The sequence below is a fragment of the Actinomyces sp. zg-332 genome (assembly GCF_011751945.2).
In the GTDB taxonomy this organism is placed as follows: domain Bacteria; phylum Actinomycetota; class Actinomycetes; order Actinomycetales; family Actinomycetaceae; genus ZJ293.
The window spans coordinates 975205-1001953 of sequence record NZ_CP064951.1; the positions used below are offsets into that span (position 1 = coordinate 975205).

Sequence of the window (26749 nt, forward strand, 5' to 3'; positions counted from 1 at the left end):
TTACTATCCGTCATAAAACCCCTCAAAGGCATCACGTAATGCTGATGCCAATCGTAAAGAATCATGCAAAGCTTTATTTCGACTGGAGTGCACAGAACGCAACATTACTTTTGCACCATACTCACTTGCTATATTATAGAGGTCATCTGTATCTTCACAAGAGGAAGGGTCCGCAATAATAATATCTATCTGAAAATTAGGTGCATATTTTACAAATTCTTTAACATGATCAACTATACTCATACCAGTAGTTTCGGCAGTATTTGATATTAAATTCATGTTTAATACGCATTTAGCTTTAGACTCTATCAGTGCATCACGTAATTTAGGAATTAGCAGATGAGGAATAACTGAGGTATACCAAGAGCCAGGCCCTAATACTAACCAATCAGCTTCAGAAATAACTTTTACTACTTCGTCACTTACAACAGGGTTTTCAGGACAAATTTTTACATCAACAAAATTCCCCCAAGCCTTAGCCATATTGGCTTGTCCCTTTATAAACCTGTATTCACCATCTATATACGCTTTACCTGAAATATCAACTGGTTCATTAGCTGCAGGTAATACTCTACCGTTAGCATCTAGTAATTTTCCTACCCATTCCAAACCTATAACAGGATCATCGAATAACTGCCAAAGTGCAGTAATAAGTAAATTTCCCACACTGTGTTCGTTTAAATCACCAGAAGAGGTAAAACGATGCTGCAGCACTTTACTCCAGGTATTTCCCCAATCTGTATCATCACACATAGCAGTAAGTGCCATACGTAAATCTCCAGGAGGTAAAACAGGAATCTGCTCCCTTATTCTTCCAGATGAGCCCCCGTCATCTCCCACAGTAACTACCGCAGTTAAATTACGCGTAATATGTTTTAATGCTTGCAGAGTAGCGAATAGCCCGTGACCACCGCCTAAAGCAACAACTTTAGGTTCGAAACGATAGTCATACATATTTTGTCACCTACACTCTACAACTAATTCACATTATCTATAAATAAAGTTAATATGATTAGACATTATAGTAACAATCTAAACATTACATTCACAATATTATTGCATGATTTACTTATCTATTCTTTATAGCCTCAGTTGAATTCTAGTTATAATTTTGCATACAAAAGCAGATATATTATAAGTCTTACTGAACAACGCTAGTTGTATTACGCTTATGCTAAGTTATTGCAACTATCTGAATGTATGTACTTTCAAACCTATACAAGTAATATAAGAAAACAAGAAATCACTTATACAGTAAAGTATTTATGCTATTTCTCACATTTTATTTACTACACAAAACAGTAACATTACAAACATAAGCCAGTGATTTTTATACAATATTACTCGAGGATTTTAGGAACAAAATTCATATATAACACTTTATTTTATGATAAGTTAGTTATTCTCTACCCATATCCCGATGTAAAGTTACAACTGGAAGACCCATTTGACGTAGTGCTTCAGAAAAATATTCGCTCATAGCAACTGAACGGTGTTGTCCACCAGTACACCCCACCGCAATAGTTACAAATGGTTTTAACTCGTTCAAATAGCCATTCAATGCCGGTCGTAAAGCTTTCAAATAAGAATTAGCAAATTCCTTTGCTCCTTCTTGGCTTATTACATAGTCACTAACAGGTTTGTCTTTACCAGTTAGATGCCTGAGTTCACTAACCCAATATGGATTAGCTAAAAACCTCATATCTACTACCCAGTCAGCATCTACAGGAATACCATATTTAAACCCAAATGACATAACAGTAACGCGCAAGGAATTTGAATCTTCATCACTCATAATACGGCGTATTTCACGTGATAAATCGTGCACTGATTTATTAGATGTATCAATAATAATGTCTGCTTTGGAGCGCAAGCCTTCAAGCATTTTCTTCTCCGCACGAACACCATCAAGTATTCTTCCACCTTTTTGAAGAGGATGTGGTCTACGAACAGATTCATACCTTCGAACTAATACTCTTTCATCAGCCTCTAAGAAAATAACTCTGTATCTTATTCCATTTGTTTGTAGGCTATCTAAGCAGTCCAATAGCTGGGAAAAGAAGCCTTTGGAGCGAACATCAACTACAGCTGCTAAACGGTGAACACCTCCACCATTAGCGGTCATCATACCAGCAAAAGCCATAAGTAATTGTGGAGGTAAGTTATCTACAACATACCAATCTAGGTCTTCCAGAGCCATAGCCGCACGAGTACGACCAGCACCACTCATACCTGAGACAATAATCATCTCTGGTTGAACACTAACTTCTGGCTCTTTTAAAGCATCAAGCAAAGGAATTCCCTCAGGGAAAGTCAAATCACTAGCTTCTTTATTTTCATCGATCATGTCTATCCCCGTTCCTTATCAAAAGTCAACTAAAATTCAGTTTTATTCAATTCTTCAATGTTTACATCTTTGAAAGTAACCACTCGAACAGATTTAATAAAACGGTTAGATCTATAAATATCCCAAACCCAGACATCTTCCATAGTTATTTCAAAAAATACTTCCCCACCGTTTGAACGCACTTGAACGTCAACACTGTTAGCTAAATAAAAACGGCGCTCTGTTTCTACTACGTACGAAAATATAGAAACGACATCACGGTACTCACGAAATAAATCAAGTTCTAAACTATTTTCATAAGAATCGATATCACTCAAGGTAATTCCTCCTTAAATTACCACCATTCTACATTATTACAATACACAGAAACAATCACTATTTTATCTCAAGTGAAAGAATTTTTAGAGCTATTTTTACAATAAATAAACATTTTATTGAATTATTCCAATTATAAAAATTTTATAACTAAAACGACGCGCTTTTGGAAAAGTAACGAATGGATAACACTCTTTATAATATGTAAATACTACTGTGGCATTTTCCAAGTTTTTCTATGTAAATCACTTACACCATATTCTTTAAGTGCTTGTATATGCTTAGGAGAACTATATCCTTTATTGCTAGAAAAATCGTACTTATCGTCTTCAATATCACACATGTACTTATCTCTAAGCACTTTAGCAATTATTGATGCCGATGCAACAACACTACAAGAAGTATCAGCTTTAATCTTAGTAATCACATTTAGTTCTTCAGTCTCACTTGAGCTAAATAAATCGTTCCTATTAGTCAACCAGTCGTGTTTACCATCTAGTATGTATATATCAGGATTTATTCCCCTAGTTTTGAGTTCTTGAATCGCTCTTTCTCCAGCAAGTTGCAATGCTCTGGATATTCCAAAACTATCAATTTCTTCATTCGTAGATATACCTACGGCATAGTCTAAAAGCCATTTTGTAGCAAAGGGAAATTTTTCTTTTCTAGCTTTATCAGAAAGCAATTTAGAGTCTCTAAGCTCAACTTCACAATCTTTAACTTTTGAATCAACAACAGCTATACAAACATATACAGGACCTGCTAAACAGCCTCTACCGACTTCGTCAACACCTGCGACAGTAGAGTAAGTTTTTAAAAGATTTATTTCAAACTCACGATTAGCTACAGCAACCATTTAACACCAATTTATTACAGCTTAATAACTATACGAGTTAACTAACTTTATTAAAAGCATCTGTTCCATACAAAATTTGCATGCGAGATATTGGCCACATTACAGCAAATGCCTTACCAACAATATTATCAACAGAAACAGTACCACTGTAACCGTTATCTTGGTGATAACGAGAATCCCCTGAGTTATTCCTATTATCACCCATTACCCAAATACGATTTTTAGGAACTTTTACTTTGAAAGAAGTAGATGAAGCTACCGATTCCTTCAAATACTCTTCTTTAATAGGGACACCATTGACTAAAATAGGATGTCCTTTACCTTTGCATTCAACAGTGTCTCCACCAATAGCGATAGCTCTTTTTATTAGAAAAACATCATTTGGAGCATATCCGAGATTCACCTTATAAAGTATAGACTCAAACCAGCCATTTGAACTGGCTCCTGCATGAGCAGACGAAACCCAGTTTCCTGGATCTTTAAACACAACTATATCTCCACGGTTTATATTTGAAAACCTAGTAGAGAGCTTATTTACAGCAATAGTGTCATTTATTTTCAAAGTATTTTCCATGGAGCCTGATGGAATATAAAAAGGCTGGAATACGAACGCACGAATTAGAACAGAAATGATTATTGCTAATACTACATAAAATAAAAGCTCTAAAATCGAAGACTTTTTCTTTTTATTTTTTCCCAATATCATCACCACTCTAATCGTGTAATAAAAGTATATAAACAAAGAGATGCCTAACGGCATCTCTTAGCTTAAGGTTATTTAGCTGACTTGTCACGCTTTTCACGGATCTTAGCAGCCTTACCACGTAGACCACGCAAGTAATATAGCTTTGCACGACGAACATCACCACGTGTTACAAGTTCAATCTTATCGATTGTTGGAGCGTGCAATGGGAATGTACGTTCAACTCCACAGCCAAATGAAATCTTGTGTACTGTGAATGTTTCACCAATACCATATCCACGACGAGCAATAACAACACCCTGGAAAATCTGGATACGGTGACGCTGACCTTCGATAACCTTTACGTGAACCTTAACGGTATCACCTGCACGGAACTTAGGAATGTCTGTACGTAAATTAGCTTTATCTACACAATCAAGTGTATGCATTATATCTACCTCTCGTAAGTGCCACAGGTCACATACGCAATCAGTGAAGTACTATGACTTCAAAACTTACATATAACTGTATTCATAATACCTTCATCCCCCATGGCAGATTTCAAGCAAAATACAGCAAAGATAATTATACTATAAAAAACTAAAATTTCTAAAACTATTTAGCTAACTCATCTAATCCTAGAGCTAAAATATCCATTCTGCGTTCTTTATAAGCACTACCGCATTTTGTAAAACCTAAAGTCTTATAAAACTTAGTTGTAGCTTTATCTGAACTTAGAACATCACAAATAATATAACTTATGTTTTCTTTATCTTTATAATTCTTAATTACATAGTTACATAAAGCTTCTTTAACTCCACTATTATTATAGTTCTTATTACTATTAGTTAAATTTATGTAAGTAAAGTACTGTGAATCTGTTTTTAGAGATATAGATTCTTTAGATTCAACAGCTTTTTTATAAGATTTCTTTACTTTATCGTCAATTTTCCTAGTTTCAGTTACAACAAGAGCAACTATTTTCCCATACTCTGCTTTATCGTTAGAAGAATCAACTTTCATATCTGCAAAAGCTTTAGTGTAACCAAAGCAGTCGCTCACAGGATAAGCTTTAGCAACAAAACAAGAATAATCTTCACTCTTTAAAAGCTCTGCTAATTGCTCAGGCGAACCAGTATTTCCTACACGTACACTAAGCTCACTGGAATTCATATAAACAAAACTCTCACCTAGAAAATCTATTATTTCCTCAATCTCACAGCAAGAGTCAACTTTCCTATAAGTCACATTTTCAAACACACCATTATCAGACAAAAGAATATTGTTTTTAGCTAAAACTTTTCTATCTTCTAAATCAAAAGCACTAGGATTCGTTTTAAAGACAATATCTGGACGATTCTTCAGAGTTTTTTCAATAGATTTATTGCGCCTAAACCTAGAAATATTAGCGTGATTACCAGCCAGAAGAACAGGTGGCACATCTATATTTTTCCAACTAGCTGGACGTGTATAAACTGGATATTCTAACAGTCCATCTTCGCAATGGCTCTCCTCAACTAATGATAAAGGATTTCCCATCATTGTAGGTATAAGGCGAGTAACAGCTTCTATAACAACTATGCTCGCCACTTCTCCACCATTTAGAACATAGTCACCTATAGAAAACTCTTGGACAGTGAAATTTTCGTTTTCCAATGACTTATAGTGCTGATAAACCCTAGAGTCTATCCCCTCATACCGACCACAAGCAAAAACAATTTGGTCAGCTTTAGAGAACTTTTCAGCCATTTTTTGACTAAATTGTTCCCCTGAAGGTGAAGGTATCAGTAACACTTTTTTGGTGTGAAGTGATTTTGTATCAGAAACAGTATCAGTATTTTTAGCAAGACAAGCTCTAGAATCAAAGCCTAAAATTTCGTCAATAGCTCTGCCCCACACATCAGCTTTCATAACCATACCAGCACCTCCGCCAAAAGGAGTATCATCTACTGATAAATGCTTGCCCTCAGCCCAATGTCTAAGGTTATGAGAGGTGAAATTAACCAAGGACTTTTCCTGAGCTTTACCTAATAGAGATAAATCTAGTACATTGAAAAAATCTGGAAAAATTGAAATAGCATCAATACGCATACTGTTCCCTAATGTGACTTCACCTAATCTTTATAAACTTGATGGGTATCAAACTCTTATATTTACTATATTACTTGATAAGCCTATATTTTACGCCAAGAAATAAAAAATAACTACGAATGCTTAACAACCTATACCCACATTATTTTTTACCAGTATATAAGTCTTTACCAAAATAAAAAGCAAAATAGAAGGCTTAATTAGATGGAAATAGTCCTCCGGGAGGATCAACAAGAACATATTCGTCCTCCAAATTTACTTCCACAACTAATTCGTATACAAATGGCAGTAAGACATCTTCGATATCAGCTTTTTCACCGTCACTGCCCTGCTCTTTCACTAATTCAGCTTCATTACCTTCAAGAAAAATAGACTCATTATTTTGTTCATCAGCGTCTTCTGAAGAATTTATAGATGGCTCAATAACTAATAAATCTTGAGCTTTACCTAAAAGCATATCTTTAACTACACCGAGATAGTTATCATCGAGATCATATACTTTCAAGCCTCTAAGTTCATGCGGGTAAAATGAATCTTCCTCTTCTTCCACATCTTTACTATCTACATATAGCTTTGTAAAACACATTTTTTCAGCCATAGTACGATCGTTGATTTCTTGAAAAGATAGGAAAAATTTATTATTACTTACTCTAAAACCTCTAACAGTTAGTACTGGAAAGTCTGCATTATTAGTCTGAATTTTATTTCCTTTAACAAAACGTTCGCTAGGGTTATCAGTACGAATATCAACTTTTAGTTCTCCACGCAAACCATGTGCAGATCCTAAAATTCCAGTTAGTAGTTGCATATTTTCCTCAATAAGAATTATTCGTATATTTTTCTTAAAAACATCTTAAGTTACACACTGTTAATAACTAATAATCTATGTTTTAATAAAATAATTTATATGAAATAGACCCACTCCTAACTAGAGTGGGTCTATCCGAAGTATTTTTAGTGTAAATCTATTACATCAATGCGGACATGACCGCTTGATGGAATAGCACCAATCACTGTTCGTAGAGCACGTGCAGTACGACCAGATCTGCCGATTACTCGACCTAAATCGTTAGGATTCACCCTAACTTCAAGCAACTCCCCACGACGCATTTGCTTTGAAGTAACTCGTACGTCATCTGGGTTATCTACAATTCCTCGAACAAGGTGTTCTAACGCTTCAGCGAGCATGATTATGCTTCCTCTTCAGGTGTTGCTTCTTCAGCAACAGGTTCTTCGGCTGGTGTTTCTTCAGCTACTTCTTCAGCTTGTGCTGTTTCTTCAGCCTTTGCAGCCTCTTCAGCAGCAGCTTTAGCAGCTTTTAACTTCTCAGCTTCATCTGAAACAGCTTTAACTGCTTCTTCAGCAGCAGTAGCACTACATACTTTTTCCTTGACTTTCAAAGAACCTTCAGTGTTCTTAGCACCTTTGAACTTTGCCCAGTCACCTGTAATGCCTAGAAGTCTGCGTACCTGATCTGATGGCTGAGCACCCACACCCAACCAATACTGTACACGTTCTGAGTTGACATCGATTATTGAAGGATTTGGCATTGGATCATACTTACCGACTTCTTCAATTACACGACCGTCACGCTTCTTGCGACTGTCAACTACAACTACACGATAAAATGGTGCACGGATTTTACCCATGCGCTTCAAACGAATACGAACTGCCACTTTGGCGCTCTCCTGATCATAAATAGATTTGACTAAAAGCTTCAACGGTGGGTCACGTTTCCGCTGTTAGTTCACGGACACAGTTTTTACAGAAATGAGAGGGTTTCTGTAAAACCGAGTACAGTTTAGAATTATCCACATTTTTCGTTGTTTTTTCAAGTAGAAACATGGATTTTATAAATCTTTAAAAAAGATGAAACAAAATGTTTATTTCTCTTCTAAAATCTAAGTATTATTTCTACAAATACCAACCGTTATCTTATAGGCAAATATAGTAAACAATATCGTTATACTTTTTTACCACGTAACAAAACTAATTCAGGGGATTTTAACACACTTATATCTTCACGAGGATCTCTACTGTAAATAACTAAGTCAGCTCCTGAATAATCTTCTAACGTGCTAATTCCTAGAAATTTTCTTGCTTCAAAAACAGCAAAATTTATAACTTCTTTAGTCGGTATTCCAGCTTTTACCCAAAGAGCAAGCTCATCAGAAATTAAGCCGTGAGAAATACTTCCACCAGCATCGCTACCAGGTAAAAGTAAAACTTTTTCTTCATACATTTGTATTAGCTGCGAATACCTATTTTCATAGTACTCAGCCATAGTTTTCTCATATAAAGGATATTTACCATGAGCTTTTTTAGCGAAATCTAAAAAGTTTTCTCTCTGTAACATAGTAGGAATAACTGGAATTTTTTCTATAGCACACTCTTGCATATGCTCTTTGCGTAAACCGTTGCCATGCTCAATAGTATCTACGCCACACTCGATCAAATCTTCTGCTGCCTGAGTACCAAAGCTATGTGCCATCACTCTCACTCCCATTTCGTGAGCAGCAGTTATGGCCTCTTTTAAAACACTCTTCGACCATAATGGCTTAATATCAGAAAAAGCACCATCTGAACGATCAATCCAGTCAGCTACAATTTTCACCCAATGGTTAGTGCGATAAGCTTGGTAAACAACTTCTTTTACAAGGTCAGACTCATTTTCAAGTTCAACAGCAAAATCTTTTATGTATCTTTTAGTTTTAGCAATGTGGTTTCCAGCTGTAAATACTACTGGCATATCGGTTCGAGTTTTAAACCATTCGTTGTTGAGCCTCGACCCTCCATCACGTATAGCTAAAACTCCTGAGTCCATATTTATTTGAGCTTGTTTTTGAGCAGTGGCAATTGATGTAGCACCTTTTTCAGACATACCTAGATGACAATGCATATCAACTAGCCCTGGGAAAATAAATCCTTCAAATTCCTTATAGCTTGTTCCTGTTTTAGGAGTATAACTAATCAAACCGTTATTTACCCAAACTTCTTTCTTGTCCCCGCTAGGAGTTATGACACTACCATGCAAATACCAGTTACGCATTAGAACCTACCAAGCATACGTTTTATATCATCTGGAATATCATCCATTGTAGGAGGCTGAACCTGCGGCTTTTCAAACGCACTACCACTTTCAGTAATATTTTGTTTCTTCAGTAGCGCTTCTTTTTCTTGCTGAGCTCGCTTAGCTGGATTACCAGATTTACCTTTTTTATTCTTACCTTTTTTGTTTTTAGTAGGAGCAATTCTGCCTTTAGATTTTTTACCCATACCAGGCAAAGAACCCATACCACCTATACCATTCATATTTGGTATACCTTGTCCCCTACTCATTGCAGCCATCATTGTTTTGGCTTGTTCAAAGCGTTGCACTAGTGAGTTAATTTCAGCAACGCTTGTTCCTGAGCCCTTTGCAATTCTGGCACGGCGAGAACCATTCAAAATCTTCAAATCTGCACGTTCTTGTGGAGTCATGGAACGCACAATCGCTTCAATGCGATCTATTTCTTTTTCATCAAAGTTATCTAGTTGATCACGTATTTTTCCAACGCCAGGTAGCATTCCTAGCATTTTCTTCATAGACCCTAATTTTCTTATCTGAGCTAGTTGGTCTAAGAAATCTTCGAGAGTAAATTCTCCACTTGCTAACTTATTAGCAGCTTTTTCAGCTTGCTCGTTATCAAAAACTTTTTCAGCTTGCTCAATTAAAGTTAGAATATCACCCATATCTAGGATACGAGAAGCCATTCGGTCAGCATGGAAGCGTTCGAAATCATTTATTCCTTCACCAGTTGAAGCAAAAAGTACAGGTGCTCCTGTAACTCCTCTAACTGATAGAGCAGCACCACCTCTAGCATCACCGTCAAGTTTTGAAAGTACTACACCGGTAAAACCGACACCGTCTCTAAACGCTATAGAAGTATTTACAGCATCTTGACCGACCATCGCATCAAGCACGAATATTATTTCATCAGGAGATACCACGTCGCGTATATCCCTAGCTTGTTGCATCATTTCTTCGTCAATACCAAGTCGTCCTGCTGTGTCAATGATTACAAGATCATAACCATTTTCTTCAGCAAATTTTATGCTGTCCCTAGCAACTTTTACAGGATCACCAACTCCGTTTCCAGGCTCTGGAGCAAAAATATCTACCTCAGCACGCTCAGCCATTACTTGTAACTGTGTAACAGCATTAGGCCTTTGTAAGTCACACGCGACCAGAAGTACTTTCTTTCCTTCTTGTCTCATCCACTTGGATAGTTTTCCAGCCAAAGTGGTTTTACCAGCGCCTTGTAAACCGGCAAGCATAAAAATACTTACACCATGGTCTTTAAAATTCAGTTCCCTAGTTGCTCCACCAAGGGTTTCAATAAGTTCTTCGTTGACAATTTTTATAACTTGTTGGCCTGGTTGTAAAGCTTTAGATTGAGTAGCTCCATAGGCTTTTTCTCGAACTCTAGATGTAAAATCACGTACAACAGGTAAAGCAACGTCGGCTTCTAGCAAAGCTCTTCTAATTTCAGATACGGTGTTATCAACGTCAGCTTGAGTTAAAACACCTTTTCCTCTTAGTTGTTTAAAAGATGATCGCAATCTATCTGAAAGGTTATTAAACAATTTTGCCTACCTATTTTATGATCCTACTTCTTCTATATATTTTATATTATTTATGAAAGTAATGCTTTTACGAAACCTTGTGGGTCAAATGGAGCTAAATCATCCATTCCCTCACCTAGTCCCACAAATTTGACAGGTACCCCTAGTGCTTTTTGTACAGATACAACAATTCCACCCTTAGCAGTTCCGTCTAATTTTGTTAAAACTATACCAGTTACATCAGCTACTTGAGCAAAAACTTCAGCTTGTTTCATACCATTTTGACCAGTTGTTGCATCTAAGACTAGCAGAGTTTCACTAACTTGAACTTCTTTTGACATAACTCGCTTTATCTTGCCCAGTTCATCCATCAAGTCTTTCTTATTCTGTAAACGTCCAGCAGTGTCAACAATAACCACATCAATATTGCTTTCGCTAGCTTGTTTTACAGCATCAAAAGCAACAGAGGCAGGGTCTGCCCCTTCTTTATCAGAAGTGACAATCCCAACTCCTGTACGATCTGCCCAAGTTTTTAGTTGCTCACTTGCAGCTGCTCTAAATGTATCAGCAGCCCCTAGCAAAACGCTCTTGTCCTCAGCAACTAGTATTCGTGCAAGTTTTCCAGCAGTTGTGGTTTTACCTACACCGTTTACACCTACCATAATTATAGATGCTGGTTTCTTGTTTCCGTTTTCATCTATAATGTTTTCAACTTTCAGTGTTCTGTCCATTGTAGGGTCTACTAAGTCTAAAAGTTCTTCATGTAAAATTTCTTTTACTCGTTCAACACTAGTAGCGTTTTCAACTTTAACTCTTTTACGCAAAGACTCCAGTAAAGCCATTGTTGAGTCTATGCCTAAATCAGCCATTAGTAAGGTATCTTCTATTTCTTCCCAGTCAGCTTCACTAATATTATCTTTACTTAGTAAATTCAAAATAGTCATACCGAAAGAGCCACTTTGTGCAAGCTTAGAACGCAATCGTGTCATTCTTGAAGTTAGCGATTCTGGTTTTTGAATTTCAACGCTTTTTTCTTCTTCTACTTCTTCTTTAGTATCTTTTTCTGCTTCTTTAGAAGCTGGTACATCTTGTTTTTCTTCTTCAAGATTTTCTTCTACAAGCTCTTCAGCTTCTTTTTCTTGTTCTACAGCTTCATTTACGCTTACATACTCTTCAGAATAATTTTCAGCATTTTTGTCTAGTTGAGGATTTATATCAGAGTCTTCAGGCAAGGTATGTGGTTGCGAATGAAAAATGTCTTCAGATTTTTCTTCTAGTAGAGGTGAAAGCTCACTTGAATTTTCTTGTTGTTGCAAAGCATTTTTATTAGAATTTTTGCTCTTATATAATAAAACACCAACAATTATGAGCACTAATACAACTAAAGCACTTACAATCAGAACTATATTAGAATTCATCACTTTCACTTCCTAAGCAACATACCTATTTTATGTTTATAATTTCATCAAATCTTACTTGCTTTATACGGTTTTTTGAAACTTTATTTTTCTTAGATTTCTTATTAAACCCGCTCTTATACCAAAGTTTTAAACTAAAATCTGGTTGAATTTTAAGTACATATAGATATAGACACAACGATTGTATTGCAACCATTGTCAGCATCATGACCATGGTAAGAATTATGTAAATACCCATTTTTCCTTGCCATCAAGTTATTTTACTCATACATTATTGAAAGAACGCGCTTTCATTTTCTTATTCAAAGATACCATATATTCTTATTCTCAGATACTGTAATAAGTGCAGAAATAAAGCATAAATATTCCAGTTTTATATACATATACTATAGGAGCATTACAGCTTTTATTTATACTTTACCTAAAATAATTTATATTACTTTCATCAATAGTTACTAATATTTTTCTGTTTCTGTAAAACAGTATTTATTGATAAGTAGATAATAAAAAATAAAAGTGGCTAAGATTGTAAAAGTATTCAAAATCTTAGCCATTTTCTTATAGAGTTTTTACCATTGAGGTATAGTTTTTATGACTCCTCTTTCGTACAAAATAATTCCGTGTTCAAACCTTTGTTTAAAACCATCTATAGTTTGTTCTTTATCAGAAATTGGGTAGCCAAATGCAGAATTTTCCCAACCAAGACTTATCCAGTATTTAGTTATAGGATCATTCAAAGCAACTTTAGCTACTACACCATTATGTTGATATAAAGCATATTCAAGGTTGTCTTTAAGATTCAAATATACCTGAACACATCCTTTATCTTTCAAGCCACATTTCATCGTATTAGATGGATAAAGATCATCAGCAGAATTGTAAACATACTGACCAATAGGTTCATTACTATATACAGGAATTATTTGATTGCCAACTAAATACAGTACACCATTTTCAAACTCTTGTTTAGCTTTATTACCGTTGTATTTTTCCTCAGAAATAGGGTAACCTAATCTACCATCTTCCCAAGCATTTGATGCGTAATATTTACCGAACGCACTATTTAGGTCCAGAGCTGAAACATAGCCAGAGTTTGAAGAATAAATAGCGTAACGTTTCTTAGTGTCAGTGTTTTCAAATGACTGTACACAACCGCTATTATTTAGACCACACTTCATAGCGTTAATCTGTAAGCCATACTTGAAATAGTTTTCATTCCAATGTCTAGCTATCCTACCACCTGAGCTGTTTTCATATTCAAATCTAATCCTACCATCAAATGTAATACTAGCATTCTCAAAGTCTTGAACTATTGCATTGCCTTGTTTTTCAGGATTACTGATTGGATATCCAAACGGTGAGTTTTCCCAGCCTTTTTCAGCCCAATACTTACTAACACTATCGTATAGTTTTACGTAATAAGCTTTATTGTCTTTGGAATATATAGCGTACTTTGAGCCATCTGCAGGATTTGCAAATGATTGTACACAACCACCGTTAGCAAGACCGCAACGCTTGTTATTTATAGGATAACCGAGTGATTTCTTATTATCTTTATATAAAGCTCCAATAGGGTTATCGAAAGTTACAGGAATAATACCAGTACCAGAAATATAAGTTATACTACCGCCTTGGAAGTGCTGAATCCAAATGCCTCTAGATAGTTCTTGTTCACCACTAATAGGATAAGCGAAGGCAGAATTTTCCCAGCCTATACTCTTATAGTAAGTGCCAATAGCTCCAGACAGCTTAAGAACGGAAGGATTAGAAGAGTCCGAAGCATAAACAGCGCGACGAACACCGAAACTATCAACAAAAGACTGAACACAACCATCATCAGGAAGACCACACTTTATCTCATTTACTGCTTTACCTAGAACTTTATGTTGTTCCTTTGAAAACTGTATAAGTTTTTCCCTAGAGCTAAGTTTACTTTTTTCAACACCAGGCATTGTAGCGTTAACACCTTTAGGAGCTTTCCCTTCTAAAGATACGTTAGTTATACCAGCAGTCTTATTTAACCAATTACCAACTTCGAATATAGGTGTAAATACGTTACTACCATTTATTCCGCCTTCTCCACCTCTAGTCAAACCAACAATTGTATTTGTACCTGATAGATAAACCGGTCCTCCTGAATCTCCTTCCAAAGTAACAGCTGGTGATGATGCAACTATGCGATCAAATACTACACCTGCTCTATGTGGAAATATTGCTCCCCAGTTATCGTTAGCAACACTTCTATACCCTGGTATGAATACTGTAAAGGTTTTTTGAGAAGATAATCCAGCACGACCATAAGAATTTACAGCTGAATTTCCACAGAAAGTTTTTCCATCTTTTTCAACAGATCTGCGAAGTAGATAAGGTAAATCATTTGTTTTAGTGTTACGTATTCCACAAGTAGTCAAATTTGTATAATAGTTAGGTAAATCACTATTTATTTTTGCAATTTTTGCATTTTTTACATTTTTATTTAGAGTAAATACAGCAACATCTGATGTAGGATGAGCAACATAAGAAACAGCATAATATTCAGATAAATTGGTATATGAGTTGCTACCTGTTAAAACAAAAGTATATTTTGGGAAGAAGTATTGATTACTTCCATACCCAAGGTAGTTATTTATATCGCCTGATAAATGTGTAGGTTTGTCATTTTCATATACTTCCGTGATACAGTGAGCAGCAGTAAGAACTTTATTAGGTTCTATCAACGTACCTGAGCATTCCCCTCTGATTTGAGGAGTTTTAATATTTATTCTAACCGTTGAAGTTGGAGAGTTTTCTTCTATTATTCCTGCAGCATTAGCATATTCAGGAATAGATACGAAAATCCCACAAGTTACCACTAAGAAAGAAAATAAGTACACTAATTTTCTAATACTCACAATGCTCCTAAACTATAAAATAAATCACATACAGCAGTATATCAGGATAAGCTCTCTTTGATTTTAGGCAATATAGCAATATCCGCAGGCAACCATTTTATATCATCAATTTCATCGACACTCAGCCATTTAAAATCAAGATGCTCAATCAACTTTGGTTCTGTTATAAACTCAGCTAAATACAAATACATTTTTAAATAAAAGTCTTCATATTCATACTCAACTGTGTCATAAGAAGCAATAACTTTTATTTCCGCCCCTAGTTCCTCCATTATTTCACGCTTTAACGTTTGTTCATGTGATTCATTATCTTCAACTTTTCCACCGGGAAATTCCCACGATCCTTTGTGAGTTCCTCTGCTCCGCTGAGAACTAAAAATTTTGTTCCCATCAATGAATACTCCTGCTACAACCGTAACTATTTTCATACTACACCATCTTACTTCATCAAAATATATCGAAAAGAAACCTTACCTCTTTACATTTTATACAAAGATAGTGAAATTCTTTAACAAAACTAGAATTAGTAAAATATATGCTCTAAATTTAACTTATGAAATTAAAACAAGTAGGTAAATCAGGGTTGAAAGTATCTGCTGTCGGTCTAGGAACACTGACATGGGGACGTGACACAGATGAATATGAATGTGATCAGCAATTGAACACTTTCATAGAACATGGAGGAAATTTAATAGATACTGCCCCTAATTACGGAAATAGCGAGTACATACTTGGAAAATTACTTGAAGAAAAATACTCACGTTCTGATTTAATCTTGTCATCAAAATCTGGAATAAAATTTACATCTAATGGAAGTCACATAGATATTTCCAAGAAAAACTTACTAGAGAACTTAGATTCAACTTTAAAAACTTTAAATACTGATTATTTGGATATATGGTTTGTAGCTCAACCTGATTACAGTATAGATTTTTATGAGCTGACTGATACCTTAGAATATGCTTTATCAACAGGTAGAACAAGATATGTAGGTCTTTCAAATTTTTCTGCTTGGTCAGCCACACAAATACATACACTTTTGAACTCTTCTAATCAAAAACATAGCGTTAGCGCCTTAGAAATGGAATATAGTTTATTAGAAAGAGGAATTGAAAAAGAAGTAATACCTGCCTGTGAGTATAATAATATTGGAATTTTTGCATGGTCACCTTTAGGTAGAGGCATATTAACTGGCAAATATAGAGAAGGCATTCCAACTGATTCCAGAGGAGCAACTACTCACCTATATGGATTTGTAGAGCCTTATCTCAATGAACGCAACGCTCATATCGTAGAAGGACTAGTAACTGCAGCTGATGGCCTAAACCTTGCACCTAGTCAAGTAGCTTTAAAATGGATTATAAATAAGCCCTTTATTTCTTCAGCTTTAGTAGGTGCTAGAAATAATTCCCAGTTACAAGAATTGCTAAATGATGTAGAAAATACTTTACCAATTCAAATAGAAAACGCTTTAGATACTATAAGTAATATAAAAATAGGCTATCCAGAAAAGTTTTAGTTCTCTAGACAGCCTATTTACTAAGTTATGATTTAGATGTCATCGTCCAAGTCATAATCTTCATCTTCTTCATCGCTATAGTGTGAAGATGAATCTATTTCATTTTCATCATAATTTTCGTCTTGACCTATTTCGTCAAATAGATCAGCTAACAAGTCAATTGGAATCTCAACACCGTGTTCAAGATATAAAGAATCATCGTAGACAAAAAATGCATTTAGTAACTCATCTTCTGCTTCTAGAATTTCATCATCACTACTATCTTCGTTAGAAGCGATGGCATAGTGTTTCTCAAAAGCTTCTAAAAGCTCATCAAGTGCAATACGTGATTTTGTCATTTAAAGATCCTTCTTAATATCGCAGGTTTTACTAACAAAGTTACCATATTTAATCTCTTAAAGGCTATTTTAAACCTAGAGCTTTTTTAATATCTGGTTCAAAAAAGTTAGGGCCTTTCAAAACTTTTCCATCTTCACGATAAATTGGTTTTCCGTCTTCACCTAATTTAGACATATTAGATGCTTGTACTTCTTTTAATACAGCTTCTAAGTCAATCCCGCATTCTAGTGACATACCGTAAATCACGTACACTAAATCAGCTAATGCGTCTGCTGTTTCGACTATATCTCTGTTATTTTGGTCGTTTTCTAGAATATCTTCATAAGATTTACGTGCAATTTCACCAGCCTTTTGTCCATAAACAGCTTCAACTAGTTCACTAAACTCCTCTGCAATAAGTCCCATACGCATATTTAAACGTTCAGTTTCTAGTGTAGGAGAACCATCATACACTGGAAGTTTATATGTTTCGTGAAATTGTTTAACTAAATCTAGTGGTTTAGCACTGTCTGGAATATTCATTTACGCTCCAAATATAAAATCAATAATTATCACAATTTTATCATTCTTATTTTAAAACTATTAGTCTTTAATAAATAACATTTTCTAAACTATTTATACTGTATTTATTTTATCTAGACTATGATTATATATGTAACTTTTAATATATTTTGATTATTGAGGTAAAAATGGATAACGCACAAAAAGAAAATAAGAATGATAGAAGAAGAAATGTAATACCTGAATTGCCTTTTCTAAAAGAAGAAGATCACCCTGAAACTATATCAATTGCTACTCCATATATACGTGCTTACCATAATGCTGTAACTTCCCAAGGAATAAATGTTGCTGGTTCTATTGGAATGTTTAATGGTGCTTTCAGAGAGTTGTTCTTCGTGCTTAGTCACTTTGAAGAACGCATAAATGATCTTGAAGAATATTGTTTAAAACAAAAAGAAATCGTGGACCGATTGCAGGAAAAACTTGATAACTTTAAAGCATAGATAAAAAATTAGTTTAGAAAATAAATAAAATATAATTATAATTTGAATTAGATTAAAAATAACTGCTATACTTTTGAAGTTGCAAGTCCGGGTGGCGGAATGGTAGACGCGCTAGCTTGAGGTGCTAGTGACCGCTTTTAGGTCGTGGGGGTTCAAGTCCCCTCTCGGACACTATATCTGAAATTTGTATAAATGGGTGGATAAACAATGTTACATATTATTTTTTTTGAGCCAGAAATCCCTGGAAATAGTGGAAATGCTATCCGTTTATCTGCTTGTACTAATTCAATGCTACATTTAGTAGAGCCTTTATCTTTTGATATGGACAGTGCTAAAGTCAAAAGAGCTGGTCTAGACTACCATGATATGGCACACGTAAAAGTTCATCCTAATCTTGAAGATGCTTTGAATGACATATCTGGAAATATTTATGCTTTTACAGGTCACTCGAATGAATTTTTCACAGATGTAAAATACAAAGATGGTGATGGCTTACTATTTGGTAGAGAATCTAATGGCTTACCTGAAGAAGTTTTAAATAACCCTCGTATAGCTAAAAAATTACGTATACCAATGATGCCTAATAACCGTTCTTTAAACCTTGCTGTTTCAGCTTCTATTGCAGTTTATGAAGCTTGGCGTCAAATGGGATTTTGTGACGCTGTTTAGCTTTTATAAAATTCCACGGTTTGTCAAAGAATAAGTAATTTCGACTATTTTTACAGCTTATCCTTACCATATACCTAAAAATCGCTGAGAGGCTAAGCTGGTAACTGCAACCATAATCCAACATACCAAACCTAAGAATATAGGTTTGTAACCGGATTTAAGTAAGCTTGAAATATTAGTATTCAGACCTATTGCACTCATCGCTAATACAATCAAAAACTTACTTATTTCTTTAGCGACATCAAAAACTTGCGCACTCATTCCAAAATAAGAACTTACTGTTGTAAAAATACTCGCAAGTAAGAAGTAAACAATAAACATTGGGAAAGATTTTTTAAAGCTAAAAGATGAATTATTTTCAGACTTAGAAAGAATAAGAGATAAAGCAAAAGTTATCGGAATAATTGCTAAAGTCCTAGTTAATTTCACAGTCACAGCTTTATCTAATGTTTGTGATCCTAAATGGTGCAAACTATCCCAAGTACTAGCAGTAGCTGTCACAGAAGAAGTATCATTTACAGCAGTCCCTGCAAAAATAGCGAAAGGATCAGGATTTAGCGTATCAAATCCTATGAGCATCCCTAAGTTCGGGAAAATGAGTGCAGCTAAAACGTTAAATAAGAAAATAACTGATATCGAATGAGCTATTTGAGTGTCATCAGCTTTTATAACAGGAGCAGTAGCCGCTATAGCTGAGCCCCCACATATACTCGACCCAACACCTATCAGAATAGCTAAATTCCTTGATACATTCATCACTTTATAAAGGACAAACGCAGTCAGCAAAGCACCAGAAATAGTAAAAATTATAATCGGTAAAGATTGTTTGCCAACTTTTAATATAACGTTAAGGTTTAAGCCAAATCCTAATAAAATAACAGCCCATTGCAAAACTACTTTTGAAGTAAAAGTTATACCGTATCTTAGCGATAAAAAGAAAAACTTATCTTTTAGCACAGATGATATTGATATACCAATAAGGATAGCGAAAACAGGAGCACCTATAATCGGAAATAATTTTCCTAAAAACAAACTAGGTATAGCGATAAGTAGGCACACGCTAATACCTTTAATTTTAGCCATTATCTGCACGTAAATCTCACTATAATCATTGGTTTCTTACGGTTTAAACACTGCTTTGTGTTCACTGTTAGTTTTAGTCAAGCAAACTACCTTATGAATTCTACGCCGTGAGAAAAATAAAGTAAAGTTCAAGTTTCGCTAAGGAAATATGCTAAAAGTAAAAATGGTGAGTATCAATACGTATTTATCAACGTAATATTTGCCATTACTTAGGGAGTTTTAATACTTATTTTATAAAAATTAGCTAATCTTTATGCATTTTAAAGATGTTAGTAGAATGTTGACACTAAAAAATATTTTATATCAGGTATATCATTGTGTTATGAGCGAAATTAAAATTTATACTAAAGATGCATCTAAACTAGATGTAGACGTGCTTGTTTTAGCAGTAGCTAAAGCAGATAAAACACCAGTTATTTTAGCTGAGTGTCTCCCATCAAAGTTCAAGAAAGAGTGTGAAAGTACTCTAAAGATTCTTGGTTCAGATGGTTCGAAAGAAAAAATTGCAAAGGTCGTTAGTGCTGGCAACGTTAAAGCAAAAGTTGTTGCTTTTGTAGGAGTTGATTCCAATAAGCCTAGCGTTGAAGATTTGCGTCGTACAGTTGGAGCATTGACTCGCTCACTTGACGGTGCAAAAACTGTAGCTATTGATTTCCCACATTCAAACCCTGAAGAACTTGAAGCAATAGTACAAGGTGCTTTGTGTGGAGATTATAGATTTGAATACTATAAAGAAGATCCACGTACAAAAATTGAAGAAATATACGTTGTTACTTCTCTAAAAGAAAAAACAGTAAAAGAGAATATAAAGCGTGCTGAAATTTTATCTGAAGCTATCTCAAATGTACGTGATATGGGTAATGAAACTCCTAACTTCTTGTATCCAGAAAGTTTCGCTGAAGAAGTACAAGACTATGCTAAGGGTACAAAAGTAAAGATTGAAGTTTGGGACGAACACAAACTTCTAGAGGAAAAATGTGGTGGAATGCTAGGCGTAGGTCAAGGTTCAGCTCGTCCTCCACGTCTAATCAAAATGACTTATACACCAAGCAAAGCAAAGAAACATATTGCTTTAGTTGGTAAGGGCATTACTTTCGACTCAGGCGGTTTGTCACTAAAGCCTTCTGCTTCAATGGAAGAAATGAAGTCAGACATGCTAGGTGCTGCAACAGTTGCTCATACAATTTTGGCGTGTGCAAAGCTAGAACTACCTATCAAGATTACAGCATGGCTATGTTGTGCTGAAAACATGCCAAGTGGTACTGCTCAGCGTCCATCAGACGTAATTCGCATACGTAACGGTAAGACTGTTGAAGTTTTGAATACAGATGCTGAAGGTCGTTTGGTACTAGCTGATGGTTTGTCACTAGCTTGTGAAGAAAACCCAGATTGTGTCATCGATGTTGCTACCCTAACTGGAGCTCAGATTGTTGCTCTAGGATCAAAGTATGCTGGTGTAATGGGTAGTCCACAAATTCGTGATGAAATTGTAAATGCTACAGGCGTTTCTGGAGAACAGATGTGGCCAATGCCTCTACCAGAACAGCTACTAGAAGCAATGATGACTCCAATGGCAGATATTGCTAATATCGGTGCTAGAGAAGGTGGAATGCTATCAGCTGGCTTGTTCTTACGTGAATTTGTTGGTCAGATTCCTTGGGCTCATATAGACATTGCTGGACTATCTTTCAACAATGGATCTGCTTGGGGATACACACCTAAGGGAGCTACAGGAGCTAGCCTTTCAACTCTAGTTGCTTATATCGAAAATCAAGCTAAGTAAGTTTGTATTTTATATCGTGTGGGTATGCTTTGTTATACTCACACGATATTTTTATTTATCGGCAATTAATTACATGCGACTATAAAACTATAACGTTATGAAAAATATGCCATATTTGTACTATACTCACTTTCCCTTTAAAATATTTTAGTAAAACGGTAAATACTGATTGAAAATTCGACATCTGGGATATATGAGAGTTAGTAAAATAGTTCCTCAATGTATTTTCTATATATTTTACTTTTATTACTTTATCTATTCTTTATAAGTAATTACCACAATCAATACATAGCTAATCTATAAAAAACATAATTTTAATGCGACAATTTTAAGTATCTGTAGTTTCAAATAGAAAGCATACAAAATGTACGATGTAGTAATTTTGGGCGGTGGCTCAGCCGGATATTCTTGTGCTTTGAGAAGTGCTCAACTTGGCTTAAAAGTATGTTTAATAGAAGGAAATAAAGTCGGTGGCACTTGCCTACATAAAGGCTGTATACCAACTAAAGCTCTATTACACTGTGCTGAGATAGTTGACAATATAAACGAAAGTGAAAAGTACGGTATATTTTCATCCATTGAAAATATAGATATGAAAAAAGTATCTGAATATAAAAATAGTGTTATTGAAAAGCTTTACAAAGGTCTACAAGGCTTAATAAAAGCTCGTAATGTAACTTATATAGAAGGCTTTGGAAAGTTACATAGTAAAAACTCTGTAATTGTAAATGGAGAAATAATCGAAGGTAAGAATATAGTCATAGCCACGGGTTCTACTACTCGCACTCTACCTACTCTACCTATTGATGGAAGAATAATAACTTCTGATGAAGCCTTACAACTAGAATTTATACCAAAATCAGCAATTATTTTAGGTGGCGGAGTAATCGGTGTAGAATTCGCATCTGTTTGGAATTCGCTAGGATCTGAAGTAACCATTATTGAAGGTTTAAATCATCTTGCCCCTAATGAAGACGAAAGCATATCAAAATCACTGGAAAAAGCTTATAAAAAACGCAATATAAATTTCAAACTCGGCACACGTTTTGCAAAAGCCACTCAAACTACAGATAGCGTAATCGTTGAAACTGAAAACGGTGACAAATTCGAGGCTGAAGTATTACTTGTAGCAATTGGTCGCCGTCCAGTAACCGAAAATATAGGATTAGAAGAAAACGGTATAACAATAGACCGTGGTTTTGTTCAAACAAATGCGCGTCTACACACAGGCATTGGAAATATATATGCTTGTGGTGACATTGTATTTGGTCTACAACTAGCACATAGAGGCTTTGCTCACGGTATCTTTATTGCCGAAGAAATTGCTGGTCTATCACCAGAACTAATATCTGACAGCAATATTCCTAAAGTTACATACTGTAATCCAGAAATAGCTTCAGTAGGTTTAACTCAAAAACAAGCTGAAGAAAAACTAGGAAAAGATAACGTAGAAATCGTAGAGTACAATCTTGCTGGTAATGGTAAGAGCCAGATTCTAAACACTACAGGTTTCATCAAATTAGTACGTGAAAAGAATGGACCTATTTGTGGTTTCCATGCAATTGGAGAACGCATGGGTGAATTAGTAAACGAAGGTGAACTAATAGTTAATTGGCAAGCCTATCCTGAAGATGTAGCAAATCTTATACATGCACATCCAACTCAAAATGAAGCTATTGGCGAAGCTGCAATGGCTTTGGCTGGAAAACCTTTGCATGCACATAACTAAAGGAGGAACATTATGTCTGAATCAGTAAAAATGCCAGCTCTTGGCGAATCGGTAACTGAAGGTACCGTATCACGTTGGTTAAAGCAAGTAGGTGACTTTGTAGAAGCAGATGAAGCTTTGCTCGAAGTATCAACTGACAAAGTAGACTCAGAAGTTCCTTCCCCTATTTCAGGTGTCGTTACTGAAATTCTCGTGCCTGAAGATGATACAGTTGATGTAGGTACAGTGTTATGTATTATTGGCGAAAGTAGTGAATTACCTACTTCTTCTACCCCTGTCTCTTCAGATTCTGAATCTATAACATCTACAGTGCAAGAAACAACTGTTCCAGCTCCAGAAGTAGTTCTTGAAGAAGTATCTCGTGTTGAACAAGCTCAGCCAAATCCTCCTGTAATAGAAGAATTGACTCCTCCGAAAGTAGATATTCCTGAAGTGAGCGTAACATCTACTTCTGTAAGTGAAGTACCTACCACACCTTCAGTAGTAGATAATCCAACTCCGCTTCAAACAGATTCAGCTTCACTACAGCAAGTAAATTCTTCAGCCTACGTCACACCAATTGTACGTAAGCTAGCCAAAGACAACGACATTGATTTGTCCGTAATCAAAGGTAGCGGAATTGGTGGAAGAATACGTCGCCAAGATGTTCAAGAGGCAATAGAAGCAAAGAAGAAAGCAGCTGAAGAAGCCCTTACAGCTTCTTCAAAATCTACTTCGGCTTCAACTGTGGTAACTAATGAGCAAGCAGAACAGCTACGTGGAAAAACTGTAAAAATGTCTAGGCTACGTCAAGTTATTTCTCGTAGAATGATAGAGTCTATACAAACTTCAGCACAGCTAACTTCAGTAGTAGAAGTAGACTGTTCAAATATATGGGCTTTACGTCAAAAACATAAGAATGAATTTTTAGCCACAGAAGGAATAAAACTAACTTTTCTTCCTTTCTTTGTCAAAATTGCAGCTGCAGCTTTGCGTAACCATCCAAAGTTAAATGCAACAATTACTGGTGATGAAATTGTATATCATGATCATGAGCACATTGGTATTGCAGTTGACACACCTAGAGGACTACTAGTACCTGTAATTAGGAACGCAAATGATTTATCTACGACTGGAGTTGCAAAATCTATTGCAGATATTGCTAGCCGTGCTCGTAGTAATGAATTAACACCAAATGAGCTATCTGGTTCGACTTTCACAATAACAAATACAGGATCTGGCGGAACTATAATCGATACCCCAATTATCAATCAACCAGAAGTAGCTATACTAGCTATTCCAAAGATTGTTCGTCGTCCGGTGGTATTAAAAGACGAATATGGTAATGAAACTATTGGTATTAGACCGATGGTTAATCTATGTTTGAGTTATGATCATCGTTTAGTTGACGGTGCTGATGCAGCTCGTTATTTAAACGAAGTTAAGGTAGCTATTGAAGAAGGAAATATTACCTTATAAATAAATTTTGATTAAGTAAGTGGTGATTTCATAAAGACTTCACCACTTACTTGTCTTAATACGTCTAAAGCATTATCAAGGTTTATGCGCCATATTTTCTTATCCAAAGTAATAAATGCGTCTATTCATGTACTAGAACTTTCAAGGAAAATTTTATTACAAATACGCATAGTTTAAAAACCATAAAACAGTAGTATTTTGCTATTTTAGAGTCACTTTTCAGCAAATACCCACCGACTTATATCAAAATCTTTTTCTAATATCTTTGTCATACCCAAGTTAGTTTTTATAGTACTAGCAGTTAGTATTTGGGGCTCACTTTCCTTATATTGCCCATTTTTCGTGAATTCTATTTTTTCAACAGTTACATCAGCCTGTATAAGCATTTCACTGTAGTTTTTCTCTACTTCAAGTATATTATTCACTATATATTTCAAATGTAAAATTCTTATTTTTTCATCTATCAGCCTATGCAGATTTTCCTTAATTTTATTTATCTCGTTTGAAATATCAGGTATTTTTTCCAAAGAATTAATATCTCTTGTCTTGTATAAGTTAGATTCAGTATTTAATAGTTTTTGTATTTTGTTTTTTATTTTATTTTTATAGTTACTGTTGCTGATAGCATTCCCAATAAATTTATATGAGTTTTTATTAATTTTGACGTTGTCCACGCTTTTATGTTTTAGGGATTTTATAAGTTTATTCTCTGCTGTTGTATTCCTTTTATCCTTATATGAAGAAATACCACTTTTCATCCTCGTAGCACTAATATTATTACTAGTTTTGTCTTTTCCTAATACAGAGTTATAACTATGAGTTTGGTTTCCAAAAGCATATAAATAAATATAGATAAAACAAAATACACTCATTATAGAAAAACTAAAAGTAACCATAACAATAGTCTTGAGTATTTTATTTATATCCCTAGATTTACTTGTTTCTTCAGGAAATAACTCTTCGTAGCTAACTTTTTTCAAGGCATTTTCACTTATATTTTCCCTATCAACACTAAAACTCATACTTTTATTACTTTTATGATTACTAGTGCTTTCATATTTGCCACTTATGTCACTTATACTGCTTTGTTTTATAAGGTTTGGTTCAAAACTTTCTTGTGGCATATTATTATGACTTTTTATAAGCTCACCAGCATCGTTTGTATAATGACTTCCATAACTAGCATTAAAAGTGTGATTAGTTTCATTTTCTAGATTTTGTCCCTTAGTAGCTGAGTAAATATTTTTCCAATCATTATTAGAAGTAACACTTATATTTTGTTCTATAATTCCGCTGTCGTTTCTTTTGATTTTCGGCACTTTATTATCTTGCAATAAGACAGCACTTTTGACTTCTAAATCGCTTAGTATTTCTTTTAAATCATTTATATCTTTCAAAATATATGAGCTATACTCACTTTTACTAAGATTGCTTTTCGTAGCACTTTCATTCCCTAAAATAAACCCAGCAATTATTGGATGTACATCGTTAGAAACTAATATATTTTCTGAGTTTAAGTTATTGTGATAAAGTCCCACTTTATGTATATTCTCAACAATATCTATAAGGCGTAAAGAAAAATTTCTTATTTGTTCGTAAGAGCTAAACGTAGTTTCACATAATGCGGCAAAGTCAAAATGTTCATAAACTATGAGCAACTGATTATCATTTAATACTTGAAAATCAACTATTCTAGGCATAGCTTCAAAAATACTACACTTATCGTAAAGTTTGCTCCAATTTGTGTAGTTTATTAATTCCTTTTCTGATGAATAACATATTATTTGCCCTTCATAACTGTTACCATTCTTGTCTTTTAGTAACCATATTGGGCTTCCTTCCAATATACGTGCAACTTTGATGATTTCGTAGTCTTCATTTTCCATAAAAACACTATCGCATTTTATTCGCACGAATATAGTATAATTTTCTATATTGTGGATAACTAAAATATTATAGT

25 protein-coding genes and 1 tRNA gene are annotated in these 26749 nt (G+C 34.9%); 7 read left to right on the forward strand and 19 right to left on the reverse strand.

Annotation, left to right across the window (positions count from 1 at the left end; genetic code table 11):
* Window positions 1–3: 3 nt before the first annotated feature.
* From HCQ94_RS03990 to HCQ94_RS04060, 15 genes are all read right to left on the reverse strand, one after another.
* Window positions 4–954 carry a gluconeogenesis factor YvcK family protein gene (locus HCQ94_RS03990; RefSeq protein WP_166982111.1) on the reverse strand — a complete coding sequence of 317 codons (951 nt, stop codon included), beginning with the start codon at window positions 952–954 and terminating at the stop codon, window positions 4–6.
* A 445-nt stretch (window positions 955–1399) separates the two neighbouring features.
* The gene (rapZ, locus tag HCQ94_RS03995) at window positions 1400–2347 is read right to left on the reverse strand and encodes an RNase adapter RapZ (protein ID WP_166982113.1); all 948 of its coding nucleotides are present in this window, start codon (window positions 2345–2347) and stop codon (window positions 1400–1402) included.
* A gap of 29 nt (window positions 2348–2376) precedes the next feature.
* Entirely contained in the window at window positions 2377–2664 is a 288-nt protein-coding gene (locus HCQ94_RS04000; protein WP_442858901.1) for a DUF2469 domain-containing protein, read from the reverse strand.
* 209 nt (window positions 2665–2873) lie between these two features.
* Complete coding sequence (gene rnhB / locus HCQ94_RS04005; RefSeq protein ID WP_166982115.1) at window positions 2874–3518, reverse strand: ribonuclease HII; 645 nt, start codon at window positions 3516–3518, stop codon at window positions 2874–2876.
* Window positions 3519–3555: 37 nt separating this feature from the next.
* Complete coding sequence (lepB, locus tag HCQ94_RS04010; RefSeq protein WP_166982117.1) at window positions 3556–4218, reverse strand: signal peptidase I; 663 nt, start codon at window positions 4216–4218, stop codon at window positions 3556–3558.
* Between the two features lie 74 nt (window positions 4219–4292).
* A complete protein-coding gene (rplS, locus tag HCQ94_RS04015; RefSeq protein WP_166977855.1) occupies window positions 4293–4649 on the reverse strand; it encodes a 50S ribosomal protein L19 in 357 nt (118 codons plus the stop codon).
* Window positions 4650–4815: 166 nt separating this feature from the next.
* The gene (gene trmD / locus HCQ94_RS04020) at window positions 4816–6291 is read right to left on the reverse strand and encodes a tRNA (guanosine(37)-N1)-methyltransferase TrmD (protein WP_166982119.1); all 1476 of its coding nucleotides are present in this window, start codon (window positions 6289–6291) and stop codon (window positions 4816–4818) included.
* 196 nt (window positions 6292–6487) lie between these two features.
* Window positions 6488–7099, reverse strand: a complete 612-nt coding sequence (gene rimM / locus HCQ94_RS04025) for a ribosome maturation factor RimM (RefSeq protein WP_166982121.1) — start codon at window positions 7097–7099, stop codon at window positions 6488–6490.
* Window positions 7100–7245: 146 nt separating this feature from the next.
* Window positions 7246–7479 carry an RNA-binding protein gene (locus HCQ94_RS04030; protein WP_166977861.1) on the reverse strand — a complete coding sequence of 78 codons (234 nt, stop codon included), beginning with the start codon at window positions 7477–7479 and terminating at the stop codon, window positions 7246–7248.
* Window positions 7480–7481: 2 nt separating this feature from the next.
* Window positions 7482–7967 (reverse strand): 30S ribosomal protein S16, encoded by a 486-nt coding sequence (rpsP, locus tag HCQ94_RS04035; protein WP_166977863.1) that lies wholly within the window; start codon window positions 7965–7967, stop codon window positions 7482–7484.
* A gap of 287 nt (window positions 7968–8254) precedes the next feature.
* Entirely contained in the window at window positions 8255–9340 is a 1086-nt protein-coding gene (locus tag HCQ94_RS04040; protein WP_166982123.1) for an amidohydrolase family protein, read from the reverse strand.
* Window positions 9340–10917 (reverse strand): signal recognition particle protein, encoded by a 1578-nt coding sequence (gene ffh / locus HCQ94_RS04045; protein ID WP_166982125.1) that lies wholly within the window; start codon window positions 10915–10917, stop codon window positions 9340–9342. Before ffh ends, HCQ94_RS04040 begins: the two co-directional genes overlap by 1 nt.
* A 50-nt stretch (window positions 10918–10967) precedes the next feature.
* Complete coding sequence (gene ftsY, locus HCQ94_RS04050; RefSeq protein WP_232525704.1) at window positions 10968–12317, reverse strand: signal recognition particle-docking protein FtsY; 1350 nt, start codon at window positions 12315–12317, stop codon at window positions 10968–10970.
* Window positions 12318–12883: 566 nt separating this feature from the next.
* Window positions 12884–15205: a trypsin-like serine protease gene (locus HCQ94_RS04055; protein ID WP_166982128.1), complete on the reverse strand. Its 2322-nt coding sequence runs from the start codon at window positions 15203–15205 to the stop codon at window positions 12884–12886.
* Window positions 15206–15246: 41 nt separating this feature from the next.
* The gene (locus tag HCQ94_RS04060) at window positions 15247–15633 is read right to left on the reverse strand and encodes a (deoxy)nucleoside triphosphate pyrophosphohydrolase (protein ID WP_166982130.1); all 387 of its coding nucleotides are present in this window, start codon (window positions 15631–15633) and stop codon (window positions 15247–15249) included.
* Between the two features lie 125 nt (window positions 15634–15758).
* Between HCQ94_RS04060 and HCQ94_RS04065 the strand changes: the two genes are divergently transcribed.
* Window positions 15759–16724: an aldo/keto reductase gene (locus tag HCQ94_RS04065; RefSeq protein WP_166977876.1), complete on the forward strand. Its 966-nt coding sequence runs from the start codon at window positions 15759–15761 to the stop codon at window positions 16722–16724.
* Window positions 16725–16756: 32 nt separating this feature from the next.
* Here HCQ94_RS04065 and HCQ94_RS04070 read toward each other — a convergent pair whose 3' ends face one another.
* Window positions 16757–17062 (reverse strand): DNA primase, encoded by a 306-nt coding sequence (locus tag HCQ94_RS04070; protein WP_166977878.1) that lies wholly within the window; start codon window positions 17060–17062, stop codon window positions 16757–16759.
* A gap of 64 nt (window positions 17063–17126) precedes the next feature.
* Window positions 17127–17585, reverse strand: a complete 459-nt coding sequence (locus HCQ94_RS04075; RefSeq protein ID WP_166977880.1) for a pyrophosphohydrolase domain-containing protein — start codon at window positions 17583–17585, stop codon at window positions 17127–17129.
* A 167-nt stretch (window positions 17586–17752) separates the two neighbouring features.
* On the opposite strand from HCQ94_RS04075, the gene HCQ94_RS04080 reads away from it, so the two are divergent.
* The 3 genes from HCQ94_RS04080 to HCQ94_RS04090 all read left to right on the forward strand — a co-directional run bounded on the left by HCQ94_RS04080 (window position 17753) and on the right by HCQ94_RS04090 (window position 18736).
* Window positions 17753–18067 carry a hypothetical protein gene (locus HCQ94_RS04080; protein WP_166977882.1) on the forward strand — a complete coding sequence of 105 codons (315 nt, stop codon included), beginning with the start codon at window positions 17753–17755 and terminating at the stop codon, window positions 18065–18067.
* Between the two features lie 85 nt (window positions 18068–18152).
* A tRNA-Leu gene (locus tag HCQ94_RS04085) sits at window positions 18153–18238 on the forward strand.
* Window positions 18239–18274: 36 nt separating this feature from the next.
* The gene (locus tag HCQ94_RS04090) at window positions 18275–18736 is read left to right on the forward strand and encodes a tRNA (cytidine(34)-2'-O)-methyltransferase (RefSeq protein WP_166982132.1); all 462 of its coding nucleotides are present in this window, start codon (window positions 18275–18277) and stop codon (window positions 18734–18736) included.
* Between the two features lie 63 nt (window positions 18737–18799).
* Here the strand turns inward: HCQ94_RS04090 and HCQ94_RS04095 are convergent, their stop codons facing one another.
* Window positions 18800–19819, reverse strand: coding sequence for a YeiH family protein (locus HCQ94_RS04095; protein ID WP_166982134.1), 1020 nt, complete (start codon window positions 19817–19819; stop codon window positions 18800–18802).
* A 322-nt stretch (window positions 19820–20141) separates the two neighbouring features.
* Between HCQ94_RS04095 and HCQ94_RS04100 the strand changes: the two genes are divergently transcribed.
* The 3 genes from HCQ94_RS04100 to sucB all read left to right on the forward strand — a co-directional run bounded on the left by HCQ94_RS04100 (window position 20142) and on the right by sucB (window position 24789).
* Window positions 20142–21602 carry a leucyl aminopeptidase gene (locus HCQ94_RS04100; protein WP_166982136.1) on the forward strand — a complete coding sequence of 487 codons (1461 nt, stop codon included), beginning with the start codon at window positions 20142–20144 and terminating at the stop codon, window positions 21600–21602.
* A gap of 364 nt (window positions 21603–21966) precedes the next feature.
* Complete coding sequence (gene lpdA / locus HCQ94_RS04105; protein WP_166982138.1) at window positions 21967–23331, forward strand: dihydrolipoyl dehydrogenase; 1365 nt, start codon at window positions 21967–21969, stop codon at window positions 23329–23331.
* Window positions 23332–23343: 12 nt separating this feature from the next.
* A complete protein-coding gene (gene sucB, locus HCQ94_RS04110; protein WP_166982140.1) occupies window positions 23344–24789 on the forward strand; it encodes a 2-oxoglutarate dehydrogenase, E2 component, dihydrolipoamide succinyltransferase in 1446 nt (481 codons plus the stop codon).
* 212 nt (window positions 24790–25001) lie between these two features.
* Here the strand turns inward: sucB and HCQ94_RS04115 are convergent, their stop codons facing one another.
* Window positions 25002–26675, reverse strand: a complete 1674-nt coding sequence (locus HCQ94_RS04115) for a protein kinase family protein (RefSeq protein ID WP_166982142.1) — start codon at window positions 26673–26675, stop codon at window positions 25002–25004.
* Window positions 26676–26749 lie beyond the last annotated feature (74 nt).